This is a genomic window from Caulobacter sp. GW821-FHT12A07 (assembly GCF_058807655.1).
This window is the reverse complement of record NZ_JBXAQX010000011.1, coordinates 143048-160947: the sequence shown is the minus strand read 5'-3', so window position 1 is coordinate 160947 and position 17900 is coordinate 143048. Positions and strand designations below refer to the sequence as shown.

Genomic DNA, 17900 nt, shown 5'->3' with positions numbered 1-17900 from the left:
TCAGAAGGCCTCCGCGGGCAGCGCCATCAGGGTCGCCGAGCCGGTCTTCAGTTTGGCCAGATGCGCCGCAGCGTCAGGCAAGACCCGCTCGATGAAATAACGCGCCGTGGCGACCTTGGTCGTGAAGAACGGGTCGGTGGAGCCCTCGGCGATCTTGGCGTTGGCCGCCTTGACCATCAGGACCCACATGTAGGCCAGGCCCGTCAGGCCGAAGAGGTGCATGTAGTCGGTCGAGGCCGCGCCGGCGTTGTCCGGGTTCTGCAGACCGTTCTGCATCAGCCACATGGTGCCGTCCTGCAGCTGGGCCTTGGTCGCCGCCAGGGCGTCGACGAACGGCTTCAGCTCGGCGTCGCCGTCGTTCTCGCCGACGAACTGATCGATCTCCTGGAAGAAGGTCATCACGCCGCGGCCGCCCTTGGCCGCCAGCTTGCGGCCCACGAGGTCGAGGGCCTGCACGCCGTTGGTGCCTTCGTAGATCAGGGCGATGCGGCAGTCGCGCAGGTACTGGCTGACCGGGAAGTGCTCGGTGAAGCCCGAGCCGCCGTGCACCTGCACCGCGTTCGAGCAGACCTGGAAGCCGCGGTCGGTCAGGTAGCCTTTGAGCACCGGCGTCAGCAGGCCCATGTAGTCGTCGGCCTTGGTGCGCACGGCCTCATCGGGGTGGCTGTGGGCCAGGTCGCCGTGCAGGGCGGTCCAGAACAGGAAGGCGCGGCCGCCTTCGATGATGGCCTTGTTCTCCAGCAGCAGGCGACGCACGTCCGGGTGGACGATGATCGGGTCGGCCGGGCCTTCGGCGTTCTTCGGGCCGGTCAGCGAGCGGCCTTGCAGGCGGTCCTTGGCGAAGGCGACGGCGGCCTGGTTGGCCGCTTCGGCCTGGGCGACGCCCTGCAGGCCGACGCCCAGGCGGGCCTCGTTCATCATCACGAACATCAGCTTCAGGCCGCTGTTCTCTTCACCGATCAGATAGCCCTCGGCGTCGTCGTACTGCATGACGCAGGTGGCGTTGCCGTGGATGCCCATCTTCTCTTCGAGGCCCACGCACTTGGCGCCCTCGTTGCGCGCGCCGACCGAGCCGTCTTCCTTGGGGAAGAACTTGGGCACGATGAACAGGCTGATGCCCTTCACGCCGGCCGGGGCGCCCTCGATGCGGGCCAGCACCAGGTGGACGATGTTGTCCGACATGTCGTGCTCGCCGGCCGAGATCCAGATCTTCTGGCCGGTGATCTTGTAGCTGCCGTCGGCTTGCGGGACCGCCTTGGTGCGCAGCAGGCCCAGGTCCGTGCCGCAGTGCGGCTCGGTCAGGTTCATGGTGCCGGTCCACTCGCCCGTGATCATCTTGGGCAGGTAGGTCTGCTTCTGGTCGTCGGTGCCGCCGGTGTGGATGGCCGAATAGGCGCCGTGCGCCAGGCCCGGATACATCGAGAAGGCCATGTTGGCCGAGCTCGACATTTCCGAGAACGACAGGTTCACGACGTGCGGCAAGCCTTGGCCGCCATACACCGGATCCGAACCGAGGCCCGTCCAGCCGCCTTCGCACAGGGCCTTGTAGGCTTCCTTGAAGCCCGGCGGGGTGGTGACGGTGTTGGTGACCGGGTCGAGCTTGCAGCCGGTCTTGTCGCCGATGCTGTTGAGCGGGGCCAGGACTTCGCCGGTGAACTGGGCCGCGCCCTCGACGATCTGCTCGACGACGTCGATCGAGGCGTCGGCGAAGGCCGGCAGATTGCCGTACTGCTCGATGTTGAGCACGTCACGCAGGAGGAACATGTGGTCGCGGACGGGCGGCTGATAGGTCATTTAAGCGGTCCTGACTGATCGGGATCGGGGAGAAAGGCGAAGGGAAACCCGCCCGTTCCGCCGGTCTTGGCGAAAGCGGGCGCGGAAGGGATGGTCTTGGCTGGTTACTTGCCCAGCGCCATGTCGGCGTGGCCGTCGAGGCGGGCGCGCAGCAGCTGCTCGTAGTCGGCCGAGCGCGGCAGCAGGTCCGGACGGATCTCGGCCAGGCGCTTCTCGAGGCGATCGCAGGCCTCGCGCAGTTCGATCAGGGCGCCGTCGATGTCCTCGCGCTGCTGCTCCAGGGCGGCGGCGCGCTCGCGGAACTTCTTCAGCGACCGGGCCATCTGGGCCGCGCCGTCGTCGTTCTCGTCGTAGAGGTCCAGCAGCTCGCGGATTTCCGACAGCGACAGGCCCACGCGCTTGCCGCGCAGGATCAGCTGCAGGCGGACGCGGTCCTTGTGGGAATAGACGCGGTTGAGGCCTTCGCGGGCCGGCGTCAGCAGGCCCTTGTCCTCGTAGAAGCGCAGCGCCCGGGGCGTGGCCTTGAACTCGTTGCAGAGCTGACGGATCGAGAACGTGCGCTCGGGACGTCGAAGATCAGCCACCATCGTTACCCTCCCAGGGTGCGGCCGGCCTTCCCGGCCGGGTCGTTGGTTATCGGCGTTCACGCTACGCCGGACCCTGCGGAACGTCAACGCTTACGTAAACGTCAACCTTGACCATTGTCGCTAGGTTTACATTCCTAAGCCCTGGGCATAATTTCCTCGGGACGCCCGCGGCTCGGCGTCATCAGGACTCGGGGACGATCCGATGCTCTCGCACGCCGAACTGTGGACGGCGATCGACGCCCTGGCCAAACGCTTCGACATGAGCCCTTCGGCCATGGCCAAGCTGGCGGGCCTGGATCCCACCGCCTTCAATCGCTCCAAACGCGGCGACGCCGACACGCGGCCGCGCTGGCCCTCGACCGAGAGCCTGGCCAAGGTGCTGGAAGCGACGGGGGTGGGTTTTTCGGAATTCGCCGCCCTGACGGAGACCGCAGCGCCGGGCCGGCGGGCGGGCGTGCCGCTGATCGGCCTCACACGGGCCGGCGCGCCGGGCATGTTCGACGAGGCGGGGGCGCCGCGCGGGTCGGGCTGGGAAGAGGTGGAGTTGCCGGGGCCGCGGGAAGAGGGCCTGTTCGCCCTGGAGATCGAGGGCGACGCCCTGGCGCCGGTCTATCGCGATGGCGACCGGCTGCTGGTCTCGCCGACGGCCGAACCGCGACGCGGCGACCGGGTGGTGGTGATGACCACGCAGGGCGAGGTGCTGATCCGCGAGATGGGCCGCCTGACGGCCCGGACGATCGAACTGACTTCGGTGCTGCGCGACGGCGACGACCGGGTGCTCGACCGCATGAGCGTGGCCTGGGCGGCCTGCATCCAGTGGGTCAGCCAGTAGCGGCCGACCCTTCTTTCGAGCATTCCTTTATCCGATAACCGCTTCGCACTTATCGGGGAACGCTCGCGGGATCAGGTGCGCGGGCAGGCGGCGTGGTGGCCGTTGAGCCAGTCGCGAAGGGCCGTGGCGCGGGGATCCTCGCACGACACGTCGACCCGGTAGGACTGCCAGGTGTCGTTGTGCGCGGCCTCGATGCGAGCGCCGGGGAACTGCGAAGCGATGCCGCCGATCAGGGAGTCGAATTCCGAACGGTCGTGCGGGCGAAGGGTGAAGGAAGCCATCGGACTATTCCTGGTTCTGATGGTTCCAGCCTAGACTCCGAAGTTCGCACAAACCCTTAATTCGAAATTCAGAAAGCGTTCATCAAACGAGGCACGGTGTCGCACTGTGTTCCCTCTCCCCTTGCGGGAGAGGGTGGCCTCCGAAGGAGGTCGGGTGAGGGGTCGCACGTACAGAAACGCCGCGACGGCTGTTCAGCCGTCGCGGCGTTTTACTTCTGAGAGACCCCTCATCCGTCGCCTACGGCGACACCTTCTCCCGCAAGGGGAGAAGGATCAGGAGAGCTTCTCTTCGATCAGCGCGATCGTGCGATCCACGCCGAAGATCGCCGCGAACGAGCCGAAGCGCGGGCCCTGGCTCTGGCCGAGGAGAACCTCGTACAGGGCCTGGAACCAGGCGCGCAGCGGGTCGAAGCCGTGGGTCTTGCCGACCTCGAACACTTCGTTCTGGATCAGCTCGGCGTCCTGGGCGCCCTCCGGCATGGCCTTCAGCTTGGCCAGCAGGTCGAGGATCGCCGCGCGCTCCACGTCGGTCGGGGCGCGGAAGGTCTTCGTGGGCTTCACGAAGTCCTCGTAATAGTTGATCGCGTAGCCGGCCAGGCGGTCGAGCAGCGGCTGGGTCTCCGCCGACGCGCCCGGGATGTAGCGCGACAGGAAGCCCCAGAGGATCTCCTTGGTCGAGGCGTCGGCGGCCGACACCAGGTTCAGCATCAGGCTGAACGACACCGGCGAGCTCTGCTGCGGCGGCTTGCCCGAATGGATGTGCCAGACCGGGTTGTCGAGCTGCTTGGCCGGCTCCTGGCGGCTGAAGGCGTCCAGCTGCTGCAGGTACTCGTCCGTCGCCTTGGGGATGACGTCGAAATAGAGCTTCTTGGCCGACTTCGGGCTCTGGAACATGTAGTACGACAGGCTTTCCGGCGCGCCGTAGCGCAGCCAGTCCTCCATCGACAGGCCGTTGCCCTTGGACTTGGAGATCTTCTGGTTGTTCTCGTCCAGGAAGAGCTCGTAGTTGAAGCCTTCCGGCGGCGTGCCGCCCAGCGCCTTGCAGATCGCGCCCGAGGCCTTGACCGAGTCGATCAGGTCCTTGCCGCTCATCTCGTAGTCGACGCCCAGGGCGGTCCAGCGCATGGCCCAGTCGGGCTTCCACTGCATCTTCACGTGGCCGCCGGTGACCGGGACCTCGACCTTGGAGCCGTCCTCGTCCTCGAAGACGATCGTGCCCTTCTCGACGTTGCGCTCCAGGGTCGGGACCTGCAGCACCTTGCCGGTGCTGGGGCTGACGGGGAGGAACGGCGAATAGGTGGCGCGGCGCTCTTCGCCCAGGGTCGGCAGCATGACCTTCTGGATGGCGTCGAAGCGGGCCAGGGCCGTCAGAAGGGTCTCGTCGAACAGGCCGCCCTTGTAGCATTCGGTCGAGGACACGAACTCGTACTCGAAGCCGAAACCGTCGAGGAAGGCGCGCAGGCGGGCGTTGTTGTGGGCGCCGAAGCTGTCGTGGGTGCCGAAGGGGTCGCGGACGACGGTCAGCGGCTTGCCCAGGTCCTCGATCAGCGGCTGCTTGTTCTCGATGTTGTCCGGCACCTTGCGCAGGCCGTCCATGTCGTCGCTGAAGGCGATCAGGCGCGTGGGGATGGCGTCATCGGTCAACGCGCGGAAGGCCTGGCGCACCATGGTCGTGCGCGCCACTTCGCCGAAGGTGCCCAGGTGCGGCAGGCCGGACGGACCGTAGCCGGTCTCGAAGATCACCGCTTTGGAGAGAGCCGGATAGGCTTTCACCGCCTCGTCGGTCTTGCCGGCGTCGATCAGGGCCTTGGCGGCCTCCTGGTCGGCGCGGTCGGGAAGACGCACGCGCAGGACGCGGGCGATGGTGGCGCGCGCCTGCTCGAACGGCCAGGAGCGGGCTTCGCGGGCGAGGGGGGAGAGGCCTTCAAACATGGCCGGGCTATAAACCCTGGCGGGGGATGAGGCTAGGGCGACCGCCCTTCCCTTCTCCCCTTGCGGGAGAAGGTGTCGCCGAAAGGCGACGGATGAGGGGTCGCGCGGAGGGTTCTGAGAGACCCCTCACCCGACCCCGCTCCGCGGGGCCACCCTCTCCCGCAAGGGGAGAGGGACGATTACGCCGCCTTCGCGCCTGCCCGGTTGCGCACCAGGTCGTCGACCACCGACGGATCGGCCAGGGTCGAGGTGTCGCCCAGGGCGTCGACGGCGTTCTCGGCGATCTTGCGCAGGATGCGGCGCATGATCTTGCCAGACCGGGTCTTGGGCAGGCCCGGCGCCCATTGCAGGACGTCCGGCGCGGCGAAGGGGCCGATCTCGTGGCGGACCCAGAGGACGAGTTGCTTGCGCAGTTCCTCGGTCGGCGTCGCGTCGGCCTTCAGGGTGACGTAGGCGTAGACGCCCTGGCCCTTGATGTCGTGCGGATAGCCGACCACCGCCGCCTCGGCGACGGCTTCGTGGGCCACAAGAGCGCTCTCGATCTCGGCCGTGCCCAGGCGGTGGCCCGAGACGTTGATGACGTCGTCCACCCGGCCGGTGATCCAGTAATAGCCGTCGGCGTCGCGCTTGCAGCCGTCGCCGGTAAAGTACTTGCCGGGATAGGTCGAGAAATAGGTCTCGAAGAAGCGCTGGTGGTCGCCATAGACCGTGCGCATCTGGCCCGGCCAGCTGTCGGTGATCACGAGGTTGCCCTCGGTCGCGCCGTCCAGCACCGCGCCTTCGGCGTCGACCAGCTGCAGCTTGACGCCCGGCAGCGGCTTGGTGGCCGAGCCCGGCTTCAGGGCCGTGGCGCCCGGCAGCGGCGAGACTAGGATCCCGCCGGTCTCGGTCTGCCACCAGGTGTCGACGATCGGCAGCTTATCCTTGCCGACCACGCGATGGTACCAGAGCCAGGCCTCGGGATTGATCGGCTCGCCGACACTGCCCAGCAGGCGCAGGGACGAGAGGTCGTTCTTGAGAACGTGCTCGTCGCCCTCGCGCATCAGGGCGCGCAGAGCGGTGGGGGCGGTGTAGAAGATCTCGACCTTGTGCTTGTCGACCACTTCCCAGAACCGCGACGGGGTCGGGTAGTTGGGCACACCCTCGAAGATCAGGCTGGTCCCGCCATTGGCCAGCGGGCCGTAGACGACGTAGCTGTGGCCGGTGACCCAGCCGACGTCGGCCGTGCACCAGAACACTTCTCCCGGCCGGTAGTCGAACACCGACTCGAAGGTCCAGCTGGCCCAGGCCAGATAGCCGCCGGTGGTGTGCAGCACGCCCTTGGGTTTGCCCGTCGAGCCGGAGGTGTAGAGGATGAACAGCGGGTCCTCGGCGTTCATCGGCTCGGGTTCGCAGACGTTCGAGGCGGCGTCACGGACGTCGTTCCAGACCACGTCGCGCCCCTCGACGATCGGAACCTCGGCGCCGGTCCAGCGGACCAGCAACACCTTCTCGACCTGCGGGCACTGCTCGAGCGCCTCGTCGATATTGGCCTTCAGCGGCACCTTCTTGCCGCCGCGACGGCCCTGGTCGGCGGTGATGACGAGGCGGGAGTCGCAGTCCTGGATGCGGCCGGCGATGCTGTCGGGCGAGAAGCCGCCGAACACCACCGAATGGATGGCGCCGATGCGGGCGCAGGCCAGCATGGCGACGGCGGCGACGGGGACCATCGGCAGATAGATGGTGATCCGGTCGCCCTTCTTGGCGCCCAGGTCTTTCAGCACATTGGCCATGCGGCAGACGTCGTCGTGCAGCTGGCCATAGGTGATCTTGTCGGAGACGCCCGGCTCGTCGCCCTCGAAGATCAGGGCGACGTCGTCCTTGCGGTGCGGCAGGTGGCGGTCAATGCAGTTGGCGCTGACGTTCAGCACCCCGTCCTCGTACCAGCGGATGCGGAAGTCGTCCTTGGCGTAGGAGACGTCCTTGATCTTGGTGGGGGCCTCTATCCAGTCGAGGCGGGCGGCGAGATCGCGCCAGTAGCCTTCGGGATCGCTTTCGACCCGGGCCACGGCGGCCTCGTAGGCGGCGGCGTCGATATGGGCCTTGCCCGCCCAGTCTTCCGGAACCGGAAACAGCTGTCCGTCGCTCACCACGCGTCTCCCTAAGGTCTCTACAGTCGATCTTGTCGTCGCCAGCGATGTTGCCGCTGCGTCAGTCGTCGTCTTGCGAGCGGGAGTATGCGAAGCGCCGCCCCCTGCGCAAGCAGACCAATTCTGTTTCTGACGACAGAAACTTGGTCTTGTTCGATTTGTCGGTTTTGAGGCCATCCACGCTCCCCTTTCCGCCGTGGCCAGGCGGAAGAAAGGGGCCTCCGCCGCCGTCGGCGAAGGCCCAGGGGGAGGAACGGAAAGCGCCTAGAAGAAGCCCAGCGCCTTGGCGCTGTAGCTGACCAGCAGGTTCTTGGTCTGCTGGTAGTGGTCGAGCATCATCTTGTGGGTCTCGCGGCCCACGCCCGACTGCTTGTAGCCGCCGAAGGCCGCGTGGGCCGGATAGGCGTGGTAGCAGTTGGTCCACACCCGGCCGGCCTGGATGCCGCGCCCGAAGCGGTAGGCGCGCGAGCCGTCGCGGGTCCACACCCCGGCCCCGAGGCCGAAGGCGGTGTCGTTGGCGATCTCCAGCGCCTCTTCCTCGGTCTCGAAGGTGGTCACCGCCAGGACGGGGCCGAAGATCTCCTCCTGGAAGATCCGCATCTTGTTGTGGCCCTCGAACACCGTCGGCTCGACATAGAAGCCGTCGGCCAGCTGGCCCGGCAGCACGGTGCGCGAGCCGCCGGTCAGGAGCCTGGCGCCCTCGTCGCGACCGATGTCCATATAGCCGAGGATCTTCTTCAGCTGCTCCTCGGAGGCCTGGGCGCCGATCATGGTCGCGGGATCGAGCGGATTGCCCTGCACCACCGCCTGCACGCGCTTCAGCGCCTTCTCCATGAACTTGTCGTAGATCGACTTCTGCACCAGGGCGCGGCTGGGGCAGGTGCAGACCTCGCCCTGGTTGAGGGCGAACATCGCGAAGCCCTCCAGCGCCTTGTCGAGATAGTCGTCATCTTCGGCCGTCACGTCGGCGAAGAAGATGTTGGGCGACTTGCCGCCCAGCTCCAGCGTCACCGGGATCAGGTTCTGGCTGGCGTACTGCATGATCAGCCGGCCGGTCGAAGTCTCGCCGGTGAAGGCGATCTTGGCGATGCGCGGGCTGGACGCCAGCGGCTTGCCGGCCTCCAGGCCAAAGCCGTTGACCACATTGACCACGCCGGGCGGCAGCAGGTCGCCGATCAACTCGAACAGCACCATGATCGAGGCGGGCGTCTGCTCGGCGGGTTTCAGCACCACGCAGTTGCCGGCGGCGATGGCCGGGGCCAGCTTCCAGCAGGCCATCAGCAGCGGGAAGTTCCACGGGATGATCTGGCCGACCACGCCCAGCGGCTCGTGGAAGTGATAGGCGATGGTGTCGTGGTCGATCTCGGAGATCGAGCCTTCCTGGCTGCGCAGGCAGCCGGCGAAATAGCGGAAGTGGTCGATGGCCAGCGGCAGGTCGGCGGCCATGGTCTCGCGGATCGGCTTGCCGTTGTCCCAGGTCTCGGCGGTGGCCAGGGTGGCGAGGTTCTCCTCCATGCGGTCGGCGATCCGGAGCAGGACCCGCGAGCGGTCAGCGGCGCTCGTTCTGCCCCAGGCCTCCTTGGCGGCGTGGGCGGCGTCGAGGGCGCGCTCGACGTCCTGCGCCTGGGAGCGGGCGATCTCGCAGACCTTGCGGCCGGTGATCGGCGAGGCGTTGTCGAAATAGCGGCCGTCGGCCGGCGCGACCCACTGGCCGCCGATGAAGTTGTCGTAGCGCGCCTTGAACGGCGGGCGGGACAGCGAGTCGATGAACTCTGGCTTGGTCATGGTTTCCTCCGTCGCGCCGTCTTCGGCGTCTGGGGGGAGCTTGCGCCCGGATTTTTGATCTTGAGCGGGGCGCAAGCGGCAGGGCGGTAGAGGTGTCTCAGGCTTGCGACAGATCCGGGGCGCTCATGATCGTCACCGCCCTCTGGGCCACCCGAAGGTCCCGCTCGCGATCCGGCATTCCGGTCATCTCCACGTCGCCCAGATAGTTCGCGATCTCGAAGACGGAGGCGTTGGCGCTCAGCCGCGAAAACACCTCGATGGCGTACCTGTCGTACTCGTCGGCGGGAAGGTGCGGCATCAGGTCGATGGGATCCCAGTCGTCGCGTAGAAGCTGCTTGATCGCTTCGAGGGCGGCCAAGGCGGTCGGCGATCGCGCCTTGCTGTTATGGTCACGCCATCCTTCGCGGATTTCCCGGCGAACGGCCTCAACGGAGGCGTCCCAGCCCATGCCGGCTTCGACCTCTCCAATGCAGCCCCAACAATCGCCTCCGCAATCGCCGGAAAGCGGATCGTTCGCCTGGTCCAGCCTTCGGCCGCACATCCCGCAGCGACCGTTCTTCGACAGGACCGCCTTGGGTTTGAACCAGTTTCCGAACATCGCCGGACTATCGGTGACGGCGCCGCTTTCCACAACGCTCGTCAGCGGCGTTCAACTCCGCCTCAGACCCAGCCGGTTGATCTTCCGGTGCAGGGTCGCGCGGCTGACGCCCAGGGCCGACGCCGCATCAGGGCGAAACGTGGATGATCGCCCGGCGGTAGCGAACGAAGGGCGGGCCGCCGGCCTTGGGCTGGTCGCGGACTTCCAGGATCAGGTGATAGACCTTCTCGCCGGGCACGATCTGCTTGACGGGCAGCACGACCTGGGTCGAGGCGCCGGCGGGGGTGCGGATGTCCGGCGGGGTCATCGGGAACAGCGGCGGCGAAGCGTCCCTGTACCACCACCATTTGTAGACGAGCGGATCGCCGTCGGGATCGCTCGATCCCGCCGCGTCGAGCGTGATGGTCGTCCCGGCCTTCACCGAGATCTCCAGCGGCGCGAGCCCGCCCTGCCCCTGCAGCACCACCTGCGGCGGATGGTTGGCGGAGCCGTAGTCCGCGCGAAGCGTCCACTGGATGCGGTTGGCGAAGTCGAACTGCACCGCGTCCCGCCAGCGCCAGACGCCCACGCGGTTGCCCAGGTGCGGCGCGCCGTCGGCGCCGATCGCGCTGTCCTGGGTGTCGGCGAACAGTCCGACGCCGGGCGCCAGCGCCCCGTATCGGCCGCCCCAGCCGCCGTAGTCCGGGTGCTCCACATCGCCCAGCCCGTTCGGGATCAGATAGAGGAACGAAGGGCTGTCGCCCTCGATCGCGAACAGCGGCTTGGGATAGAGCCCGCCCAGGGCGCCCAGGCGGATGTGGCGGTCCAGCCAGTCGGGGCTCATCAATTTGGTGTCGGGGCCGGGATCGGGAAAGACGGTGTCGGCCGACATGCCCTGCCAGGCGGCCTGCGGGTAGTCGCTGAAGGCGTGGATGCTGGCGATCCAGAAGATCTCCGGAAAGCGCGCCCGGATCCACGGACCGGCGTCGTCCTGGTCGGAGATGGAATAGACCCGCAACTTGCGCGCGAAGGCCGCGAGCGCCTGCGGCGAGCGGGTCTGCCTGACGTGGTGCAGCGCCTGCGCGAGGTCGGCCGCCCCGCCCCAGACGCAGATCCACACCGGCCCCTGGGCGGCGTCGACGGTGTCGACGATCAGCCGCGAGGCCTCGGTGTCCTTGCCCTCGCCCACCCCGGACAGGCCGTAGCTGGCGCTGCCGGCGCGAACCGTCGCCAGCAACTTCTCCGCGTCAGGGTAGCCCGAGGCGTGGACGCGAAGATTGGGCAGGACCTGGCCGTAGGCGGCGATCAGCCGGCGGATTTCCTCGGGATGAACCGCACTCCGCTGCCAGGCCGAGGTGGTCGCGACCAGGCCCTTGATCTCGATCTCGTTGCTGTAGAGCAGGGCGCGGATCAGCGACTGGGTGTCGTCCGGCTCGTTGAGCACGTCCGTCAGGATGATGACCTGCGTCTTCGGCGGCGCCGAGGGGGCCGGGTCGGCGGCCGCCGCGCCCAGCGCACCGGCGGCGAGGCCCAGCGCGAGGATCGCGCCGGCGAGCCTTGAGAGCCCTCGGATTTTCCTGGTCATCGTTCCGTCCCTGTCGGCGCCTCGGCGGACGCTTCATTCGGAAGCAGGCTAGCCAGCGCTCCCGGGGGCGGAAAATTCAATCCCTGAATGCGAAGCATGGATGCGGCTGATCGCGGCCCCTAGCCGCGCCCCAGCCCCAGCCGGTTGATCTTCCGGTGCAGCGTCGCCCGGCTCACCCCCAGGGCGGTCGCCGCGGCCGAGACGTTGCCGCCGGCCGCGCCCAGCGCCCGGCGCACCACCGCGCGCTCGGCGTCTTCCAGGTCGGCCCCGCGATCGGGCGACGGCATCCCGCGTTTGAGCTTGTCGTCGGTGAGGTCGAGGGCCTGGCGGGCGGCGCGGGTGGCGCCGATGACCACGTCGTCGGCGTCGACGGCCAGCATCGGGGTCGAGGCGCGGTCGGCGCGCACCTCGCCCAGCAGCACGATGCGCGCGCCGGGGAAGGCCTCGCGGAAAGCCTTGGACTCGATGCGGCGGGCGGCGTCGTTGACCACCGTCTCCATCAGCCCGGTCATGCCGTCGAGACCCGGCCGGCAGGACGAGACGTCGAGCGCCCCGGCCAGCCGTCCTTGCGGATCGAACAACGGCGCGACCGTGCAGCTAAGGCCGATGTTGCGGGTGTGGAAGTGCTGGTCGCGGTGGATGGTCAGGGTGCGCTGTTCGGCCAGGCACGTGCCGATGCCGTTGGTGCCCTCGCGGGCCTCGCTCCACACCGCGCCGGTCCACAGGCCCCAGCGGTGGAACACCGGATCGTCGGCCGCCATGCCGCGCCGGTCGACCGGCACCCCGACGCTGTCGGTCAGCAGCACGCAGGCGCCCGAGGCGCCGACGGCCTGGAACAGGGCGTCCAGCGTATCGGAGGCGGCCGCGCGCAGGGCTCCCATCCGCTCCTGGGCCTCGCCCAGCTCGCGCTGGGTCAGGGTGTCGGGGGCCTTGCGGTTTTCGGGATCGAGGCCGTGCAGGACGAGGCTGCGCCGCCAGGAGGCCGCCACCGGCGACAGGGCCGGACCCGCGCCGTCGAGCACGGCGAGCACGTCCCGGGCGTGGGCTGCGGCCATCGATGTCTCCTCCCCCGGCGTCTTCGTTGACGCCAGGAGGAGGACTTTGCGCGCGCGCGGCGCTCCCGTGCAAGCGCGCGAAGGTGGAGCGGGTGCGGCAGTAAGCGCGGCCACCCCAAACCGTTAGATCCCCGCGAAAGCGGGGATCCAAGCTGACGTTCGGGTTTGGGCGCGTTCAGCGCCAGCTTCCTCTAGCTCGGCTTGGGTCCCCGCCTTCGCGGGGATGCTCGAAGAAAAATAGCCGAACGACGAGGACGAAAGCCCTTACGCGGGCTGCGGCACCACGCGCAGATAGGGCTTCTGCTCGTCCCAGCCGCCCGGGAAGAGGGTCTTGGCCGTCTCGTTATCGACCGAGGGGACGATGATCACGTCGCCGCCCTGGGTCCAGTTGGCCGGGGTGGCGACCTTGTGGCCGTCGGTCAGCTGCAGGCTGTCGATGACCCGCAGGATCTCGTCGAAGTTCCGCCCGGTGGAGGCCGGATAGGTCAGGGTCAGGCGCAGCTTCTTGTTGGCGTCGATGATGTAGACGCTGCGGACGGTCAGGGTGTCCGAGGCGTTGGGATGGATCATGCCGTAGAGGTTCGACACCGAGCGGTCGGTGTCGGCGATCAGCGGGAAGTTCAGCTTCGCGCCTTGGGTTTCCTCGATGTCGGCCGCCCAGCCGCCGTGATTCTCCAGGCCGTCGACCGACAGGCCGATCACCTTGACGCCGCGCTTGTCGAATTCCGGCTTCAGCTTGGCCACCGTGCCGAGCTCGGTGGTGCAGACCGGGGTGAAGTCCTTGGGGTGCGAGAACAGCACCACCCACGAACCGGCCGCCCAGTCGTGGAACTGGATCGGGCCTTCGGTGGAGGCCTGGGTGAAGTCCGGAACGATGTCGCCGAGTTGCAGGCCCATGGCGGGCTCCCATGCTGAAATTTCGGGTCGGCTCCGCGCGCCATCGGGCGTAAAGCCGTGGCCGGACACTAGGCGCGGGTCCCCCGCCGCGCCGACCCAGGATTTCTTTCGGAGTTTCCAGCCATGCTGCTCGCCCTTTCGACCTGGCCCGAGATCGAAGCCTTCCTGACGCGGTCGAAGACGGTGGTGGTGCCGATCGGCTCCAACGAGCAGCACGGCCCCACGGGCCTCTTGGGCACCGACTGGCTGTGCCCCGAGATCATCGCCCACGAGGCCAGCAAGCGCTCGGACGAGGTGCTGGTGGCCCCGACCTTCAATGTCGGCATGGCCCAGCATCACCTGGCCTTCCCGGGCACCATCTTCCTGCGCCCCTCGACCTTCATGGCGGCGATCGGCGACTGGACGCGCTCGCTGGGCGCCCACGGCTTCGAGCGGATCTATTTCCTCAACGGCCACGGCGGCAACGTCGCCACCATCGAGGCGGCGTTCTCCGAGATCTACGCCGAGTACAGCTTCCGCAGGGAGCGCTGCCCCTTCGCCATGAAGCTGAAGAACTGGTGGGATCTGGACGGCGTCAACAGCCTGGCCATGCGCCAATTCCCCGTCGGCCACGGCAGCCACGCCACCCCGTCGGAGATCGCGGTGACCCAGTGGGGCTATCCCGACAGCATCAAGACGGCGGACTATGAGCCCAAGATCGCCCCCACCGGCCCGATCCGCGAGGCGCTGGACTTCCGCGCCCGCTACGCCGACGGCCGCATGGGCTCCGACCCCGCCCTGGCCACCCCCGAAAAGGGCGGCGAACTGGTCGAGCAGGCGGTCGTGTCGCTGATCCGTGACCTTGCGGCGTTCGGGTCCGAGGCGCGCCCGTAGGCGCCGTCATAAGATCCCTCTCTCTTTGAGAGAGGGAGGGGCCCGCCGCGCAGCGGTGGGAGGGTGAGAGGTTTCACCGTTTGCCGGGAAACCTCGACCCTAAGCCCCATCTTTGCTCGGCGTCTGTCCGCGCCACGTTCGGACGAGCTGTAACCTCTCACCCTCCCACGCCTCCGGCGTGGGCCCCTCCCTCTCTCTCAGAGAGAGGGGTCTTTAAATAACCCCGGCCCGCAGCAGGTCGTGGACGTGCAGCACGCCCACGGGCTTGCCGGCCTCGACGACGAACAGCACGGTGATCCGGCGCTCGTTCATCACCTTCAGGGCCTCGGCGGCCAGGGCGCCCGAGGCGATCACCAGCGGGCTCCTGGTCATCACCTCGCCGGCGGCGTGGCCCATCAGGCCGTCCATGTGGCGGCGAAGGTCGCCGTCGGTGATCAGGCCGACGAGATCGCCGGCCGCGTCGGTCACGCCCACCGCGCCGAAACGTTTCTGGCTCATGACCAGCAGGGCCTCGCCCATCGGCGCGCTCTCGGCCACCAGCGGCAGTTCCTCGGCCCCGTGCATCAGGTCGGCCACGGTGCGCAGCACCGCCCCCAGCTTGCCGCCCGGGTGGAAGATGCGGAAGTCGCTGGCCGTGAAGCCGCGGCTTTCCAGCAGCGCCACGGCCAGGGCGTCGCCAAGAGCGATCTGCAGGGTGGTCGAGGTGGTCGGGGCGTTGACCTCCGCCGTGGCTTCCGGCGCATCCGGCAGCAGCAGCAGCACGTCGCCGGCCTTGCCCAGCTGGCTGGTGGCGACGGCGGTGACGGCGATCAGCGGGATCGAGAAGCGCTTGCAGTAGGTCAGGGTGTCGGCCAGTTCGCGGGCCTCGCCCGACTTCGACAGGGCCAGCACCACGTCGTCGGGACCGATCATGCCGAGGTCGCCGTGGCTGGCCTCGGCCGGGTGGACGAACATCGCCTGGCTGCCGGTCGAGGCCAGGGTGGCGGCGATCTTGCGCGCCACGTGGCCCGACTTGCCCATGCCGGTGCAGACGATGCGGCCCTTGGCGTCGTGCATCACCCGCACGGCCTGCGTGAAGGCCTCGCCCAGGCCGTCGGCCATCTGCGAAAGGGCCTGGGCCTCGATGCTCAGCACCCGGCGGCCCACGGCCACGGCGTCGGAAATCGTATCGGTCATGTGGTCAGAAACTCCGTGCGCTGCCCATACCAGCCCGCGCGCGGTTGAGCGAGGGCGCGCCGCTAGCCGAACAGGACCCAGGCCTCTTCCAGCAGATCCTGCCGCCAGTCCTCGGCGACCGCGCCAGCCCGTGCCGAGTCCAGCCGGGCCTGAGCCCGGCGGCCTTCGTCGGACGGCATCGGGTCGATCGCTTCGAGCGCCGAGACCGCCTCGTGGGCGACCTCGAACCCGCCGGTGATCGCCAGCTCGACCAGCAGCCCGACATAGGGCGCGCAGTCGAGCATGCCCAGGGCGTGGACCAGCGTTCCCCTTTGCCGCGCGAGATCCGGCCGCCGGATCAGCCGCGCTAGCACCTCGGCCAGGCCTGGCGTCCCGGCGTCGGCCAGCTTCAGGGCCAGGGCGTTGCGCTCGACGGCGTCGGCGCAGGTTTCGAGGGCGTGGAGATCGGCGGCGGTCACGCCCCTCCGATAACCCAAAGCGCGGCGGGAGGAAATCAGGCCGCGCGGCGCCCGCCCGGACGTTCACCCGGACGCTGACCGGTCCGCTCGGCCCCGCCGGCGATCTTCAGCTCGCCCATGCGGTCGGCCAAGCGCGTGGCCTCGTTGGAAAGGGCGTGGCTGGCGGCCGTGGTCTCTTCCACCATGGCGGCGTTCTGCTGGGTGACCTGGTCCATCTGGTTCACGGTCGCATTGACCTCCGCCAACCCTTGCGCCTGGGTCTTGGCCGAGGCGGTGATCTCGCGCACCAGGGTGTCGATCTCCTCGACCTGGCCGGCGATGCCGCGCAGCACCTCGCCCGCACGGCCCACGTAAGAAACCCCCTGCCCGACCTCGGCCGCGCTGGCGGCGATCAGGGTCTTGATCTCCTTGGCGGCCTCGGCCGAGCGCTGGGCCAGGGCCCGCACCTCGGAGGCCACGACGGCGAAACCGCGGCCGGCCTCGCCCGCCCGCGCCGCCTCGACCCCGGCGTTGAGGGCCAAAAGGTTGGTCTGGAAGGCGATCTCGTCGATCACGCCGATGATCCGGCCGATCTGGCTGGAGGACTGCTCGATGCCGGCCATGGCCCCGACGGCCTGGTCGACGACGTCGCCGCTGGCCTGGGCGGCCTGGCGGGCGCGGGCCACCACCTGGCGGGCGCGCTCGGCCCCGTCGGCGGCGGCGCGGACGGTGCTGGTGATCTCGTCGAGGGCCGCGGCGGTCTCTTCCAGGCTGGCGGCCTGGTGCTCGGTGCGGCGGGAAAGGTCGTCGGCGGCCTCGGTGATCTCGCGGGCCCCGCCCTGGATCATGGCCACCCCGTCCAGCGAGGCGGCGACCAGGCCGGCCAGCTTGTCCAGCGCGAGGTTGTAGTCCTGGCGCAGGGCCTCGTAGCCGGCCGGGAAGGCCTGGTCGATGCGCTGCGACAGATCGCCGACCGCCAGGCTCTGCAGAGCCGAGCCGAGAGCCTCGACCACCGCGCGCTGGGTGGCGTCGGCCTCGTCGCGGCGGGCCTCGGCGGCCTTGCGCTCTTCTTCCAGCGCCTCGCGGACGTCGGCGGCCTCCAGCTCCTGCTGGCGGGCGACGACGGCGTCCTTGAAGGCGTGCAGGGCGGCGGTCATCTGGCCGATCTCGTCCTTGCGGGCGCTGCTGGGCAGCACCACGGTCAGGTCGCCCTGGGCCAGGCGGCGCAGGCAGCCGGTGATCGCCACCAGCGGCGCGATCAGCACCCGGCGGGCGGCGATGACCATGGCGGCGGCGAACAGGGCCGCCACGCCCAGCAGGGCGGCCATCAGCACCTGGCCAAGATCGCCCATGCGCTTGGCGGCGTCGGCGTCGGCCTGGGCGGCGACCTCGATCTTCTGCGACGCGTCCTCCATCGCCGTCTCCAGCGCCGAGAACTGCTTGTTGAACTCGGGCAGTAGGGCGCGGGCGGCGGCGGGATCGCTGCCCGCCGCGCCGACCAGCTTGCGGGCGGTGGCGATATAGGCCGCCAGGGGTGCGGACACCTGGTCCAGCGCGGCCTGGGCGGCGGGGTCCTGGGCCAGGGAGCGGCCTTGCTTGATGTCGGTCTCGAAGGCGCCGACGTGCTCGGCCAGATCGGCCTGGACCTGCTTGAGGTCGACGCCCAGCGACGGGTCGGTGGCCATGATCGCGCCGCTGGCGTCGCCGCGCAGGGCGTCGTGCATCATGTCGGCGTGCATGTGCAGCCGCAGCACCCGCGACGAGGCCGCCGAGCGGTCCAGCGCGTGCGACAGGCTGACGGCCACCCACAGGCCGGCGCCCGCCGCGGCCGCACACAGCAGCGCCGCCCCGACGCTGGCGCCCATGATCTTCTGACTCAGCGAAGCCATAGGCCCCTCCCCCGCGATCTCACGCGCAAGGATGCGGGGCGGAGCCTCTAGCGGGCCTTAACCACGCCAGC

General features: G+C 68.9%; 15 protein-coding genes and 1 pseudogene. 3 read left to right on the top strand and 13 right to left on the bottom strand.

Translation table 11 applies throughout. The features are described 5' to 3' along the window. Nucleotides 1-1794: an acyl-CoA dehydrogenase C-terminal domain-containing protein gene (locus tag AC1RRS_RS20395; RefSeq protein ID WP_492856756.1), complete on the bottom strand. Its 1794-nt coding sequence runs from the start codon at nt 1792-1794 to the stop codon at nt 1-3. Between the two features lie 104 nt (nt 1795-1898). Beyond that, nucleotides 1899-2378, bottom strand: a complete 480-nt coding sequence (locus AC1RRS_RS20390) for a MerR family transcriptional regulator (protein ID WP_110119494.1) — start codon at nt 2376-2378, stop codon at nt 1899-1901. Between the two features lie 205 nt (nt 2379-2583). Here AC1RRS_RS20390 and AC1RRS_RS20385 point away from each other — a divergent pair, with 205 nt between their 5' ends. Then, nucleotides 2584-3213 (top strand): S24 family peptidase, encoded by a 630-nt coding sequence (locus tag AC1RRS_RS20385; protein WP_487292475.1) that lies wholly within the window; start codon nt 2584-2586, stop codon nt 3211-3213. A gap of 71 nt (nt 3214-3284) precedes the next feature. Here the strand turns inward: AC1RRS_RS20385 and AC1RRS_RS20380 are convergent, their stop codons facing one another. Then, nucleotides 3285-3494 carry a hypothetical protein gene (locus AC1RRS_RS20380; RefSeq protein WP_110119483.1) on the bottom strand — a complete coding sequence of 70 codons (210 nt, stop codon included), beginning with the start codon at nt 3492-3494 and terminating at the stop codon, nt 3285-3287. A 273-nt stretch (nt 3495-3767) separates the two neighbouring features. Next, a complete protein-coding gene (locus AC1RRS_RS20375) occupies nt 3768-5426 on the bottom strand; it encodes a lysine--tRNA ligase (protein ID WP_492856755.1) in 1659 nt (552 codons plus the stop codon). Between the two features lie 60 nt (nt 5427-5486). On the opposite strand from AC1RRS_RS20375, the pseudogene AC1RRS_RS20370 reads away from it, so the two are divergent. Beyond that, a pseudogene (locus AC1RRS_RS20370) lies at nt 5487-5602 on the top strand (hypothetical protein); the annotation flags it as partial. Nucleotides 5603-5605: 3 nt separating this feature from the next. Here AC1RRS_RS20370 and acs read toward each other — a convergent pair. The 6 genes from acs to AC1RRS_RS20340 all read right to left on the bottom strand — a co-directional run bounded on the left by acs (nt 5606) and on the right by AC1RRS_RS20340 (nt 13454). Continuing rightward, the gene (gene acs, locus AC1RRS_RS20365; RefSeq protein WP_492856754.1) at nt 5606-7558 is read right to left on the bottom strand and encodes an acetate--CoA ligase; all 1953 of its coding nucleotides are present in this window, start codon (nt 7556-7558) and stop codon (nt 5606-5608) included. Nucleotides 7559-7819: 261 nt separating this feature from the next. After that, nucleotides 7820-9340 (bottom strand): aldehyde dehydrogenase, encoded by a 1521-nt coding sequence (gene adh / locus AC1RRS_RS20360; RefSeq protein ID WP_492856753.1) that lies wholly within the window; start codon nt 9338-9340, stop codon nt 7820-7822. 97 nt (nt 9341-9437) lie between these two features. Continuing rightward, nucleotides 9438-9971, bottom strand: a complete 534-nt coding sequence (locus AC1RRS_RS20355; RefSeq protein ID WP_492856752.1) for a hypothetical protein — start codon at nt 9969-9971, stop codon at nt 9438-9440. Nucleotides 9972-10065: 94 nt separating this feature from the next. Continuing rightward, a complete protein-coding gene (locus AC1RRS_RS20350) occupies nt 10066-11502 on the bottom strand; it encodes a DUF1593 domain-containing protein (protein ID WP_492856751.1) in 1437 nt (478 codons plus the stop codon). 119 nt (nt 11503-11621) lie between these two features. Next, nucleotides 11622-12557 carry a GAF domain-containing protein gene (locus tag AC1RRS_RS20345; RefSeq protein ID WP_492856750.1) on the bottom strand — a complete coding sequence of 312 codons (936 nt, stop codon included), beginning with the start codon at nt 12555-12557 and terminating at the stop codon, nt 11622-11624. A 264-nt stretch (nt 12558-12821) separates the two neighbouring features. Next, nucleotides 12822-13454, bottom strand: coding sequence for a peroxiredoxin (locus tag AC1RRS_RS20340; RefSeq protein ID WP_492856749.1), 633 nt, complete (start codon nt 13452-13454; stop codon nt 12822-12824). Nucleotides 13455-13577: 123 nt separating this feature from the next. Here AC1RRS_RS20340 and AC1RRS_RS20335 point away from each other — a divergent pair, with 123 nt between their 5' ends. Further along, the gene (locus tag AC1RRS_RS20335; RefSeq protein ID WP_492856748.1) at nt 13578-14327 is read left to right on the top strand and encodes a creatininase family protein; all 750 of its coding nucleotides are present in this window, start codon (nt 13578-13580) and stop codon (nt 14325-14327) included. Between the two features lie 213 nt (nt 14328-14540). On the opposite strand, the gene AC1RRS_RS20330 is transcribed toward AC1RRS_RS20335, so the two are convergent. The 3 genes from AC1RRS_RS20330 to AC1RRS_RS20320 all read right to left on the bottom strand — a co-directional run bounded on the left by AC1RRS_RS20330 (nt 14541) and on the right by AC1RRS_RS20320 (nt 17829). Further along, the gene (locus AC1RRS_RS20330) at nt 14541-15503 is read right to left on the bottom strand and encodes a KpsF/GutQ family sugar-phosphate isomerase (RefSeq protein WP_492856747.1); all 963 of its coding nucleotides are present in this window, start codon (nt 15501-15503) and stop codon (nt 14541-14543) included. A gap of 62 nt (nt 15504-15565) precedes the next feature. After that, nucleotides 15566-15961 carry a hypothetical protein gene (locus tag AC1RRS_RS20325; protein WP_492856746.1) on the bottom strand — a complete coding sequence of 132 codons (396 nt, stop codon included), beginning with the start codon at nt 15959-15961 and terminating at the stop codon, nt 15566-15568. A gap of 35 nt (nt 15962-15996) precedes the next feature. Then, entirely contained in the window at nt 15997-17829 is a 1833-nt protein-coding gene (locus tag AC1RRS_RS20320; RefSeq protein ID WP_492856745.1) for a methyl-accepting chemotaxis protein, read from the bottom strand. Between the last annotated feature and the right edge of the window lie 71 nt (nt 17830-17900).

What these genes read in the sequence shown, in the direction of transcription:
- AC1RRS_RS20345 (WP_492856750.1), bottom strand. Translation starts at nt 12,557, where the DNA reads ATGGCCGCAGCCCACGCCCGGGACGTGCTCGCCGTGCTCGACGGCGCG.
- AC1RRS_RS20375 (WP_492856755.1), bottom strand. Translation starts at nt 5,426, where the DNA reads ATGTTTGAAGGCCTCTCCCCCCTCGCCCGCGAAGCCCGCTCCTGGCCG.
- AC1RRS_RS20385 (WP_487292475.1), top strand. Translation starts at nt 2,584, where the DNA reads ATGCTCTCGCACGCCGAACTGTGGACGGCGATCGACGCCCTGGCCAAA.
- AC1RRS_RS20335 (WP_492856748.1), top strand. Translation starts at nt 13,578, where the DNA reads ATGCTGCTCGCCCTTTCGACCTGGCCCGAGATCGAAGCCTTCCTGACG.
- AC1RRS_RS20380 (WP_110119483.1), bottom strand. Translation starts at nt 3,494, where the DNA reads ATGGCTTCCTTCACCCTTCGCCCGCACGACCGTTCGGAATTCGACTCC.
- AC1RRS_RS20395 (WP_492856756.1), bottom strand. Translation starts at nt 1,794, where the DNA reads ATGACCTATCAGCCGCCCGTCCGCGACCACATGTTCCTCCTGCGTGAC.
- AC1RRS_RS20320 (WP_492856745.1), bottom strand. Translation starts at nt 17,829, where the DNA reads ATGGCTTCGCTGAGTCAGAAGATCATGGGCGCCAGCGTCGGGGCGGCG.
- AC1RRS_RS20330 (WP_492856747.1), bottom strand. Translation starts at nt 15,503, where the DNA reads ATGACCGATACGATTTCCGACGCCGTGGCCGTGGGCCGCCGGGTGCTG.
- AC1RRS_RS20350 (WP_492856751.1), bottom strand. Translation starts at nt 11,502, where the DNA reads ATGACCAGGAAAATCCGAGGGCTCTCAAGGCTCGCCGGCGCGATCCTC.
- adh (WP_492856753.1), bottom strand. Translation starts at nt 9,340, where the DNA reads ATGACCAAGCCAGAGTTCATCGACTCGCTGTCCCGCCCGCCGTTCAAG.
- AC1RRS_RS20340 (WP_492856749.1), bottom strand. Translation starts at nt 13,454, where the DNA reads ATGGGCCTGCAACTCGGCGACATCGTTCCGGACTTCACCCAGGCCTCC.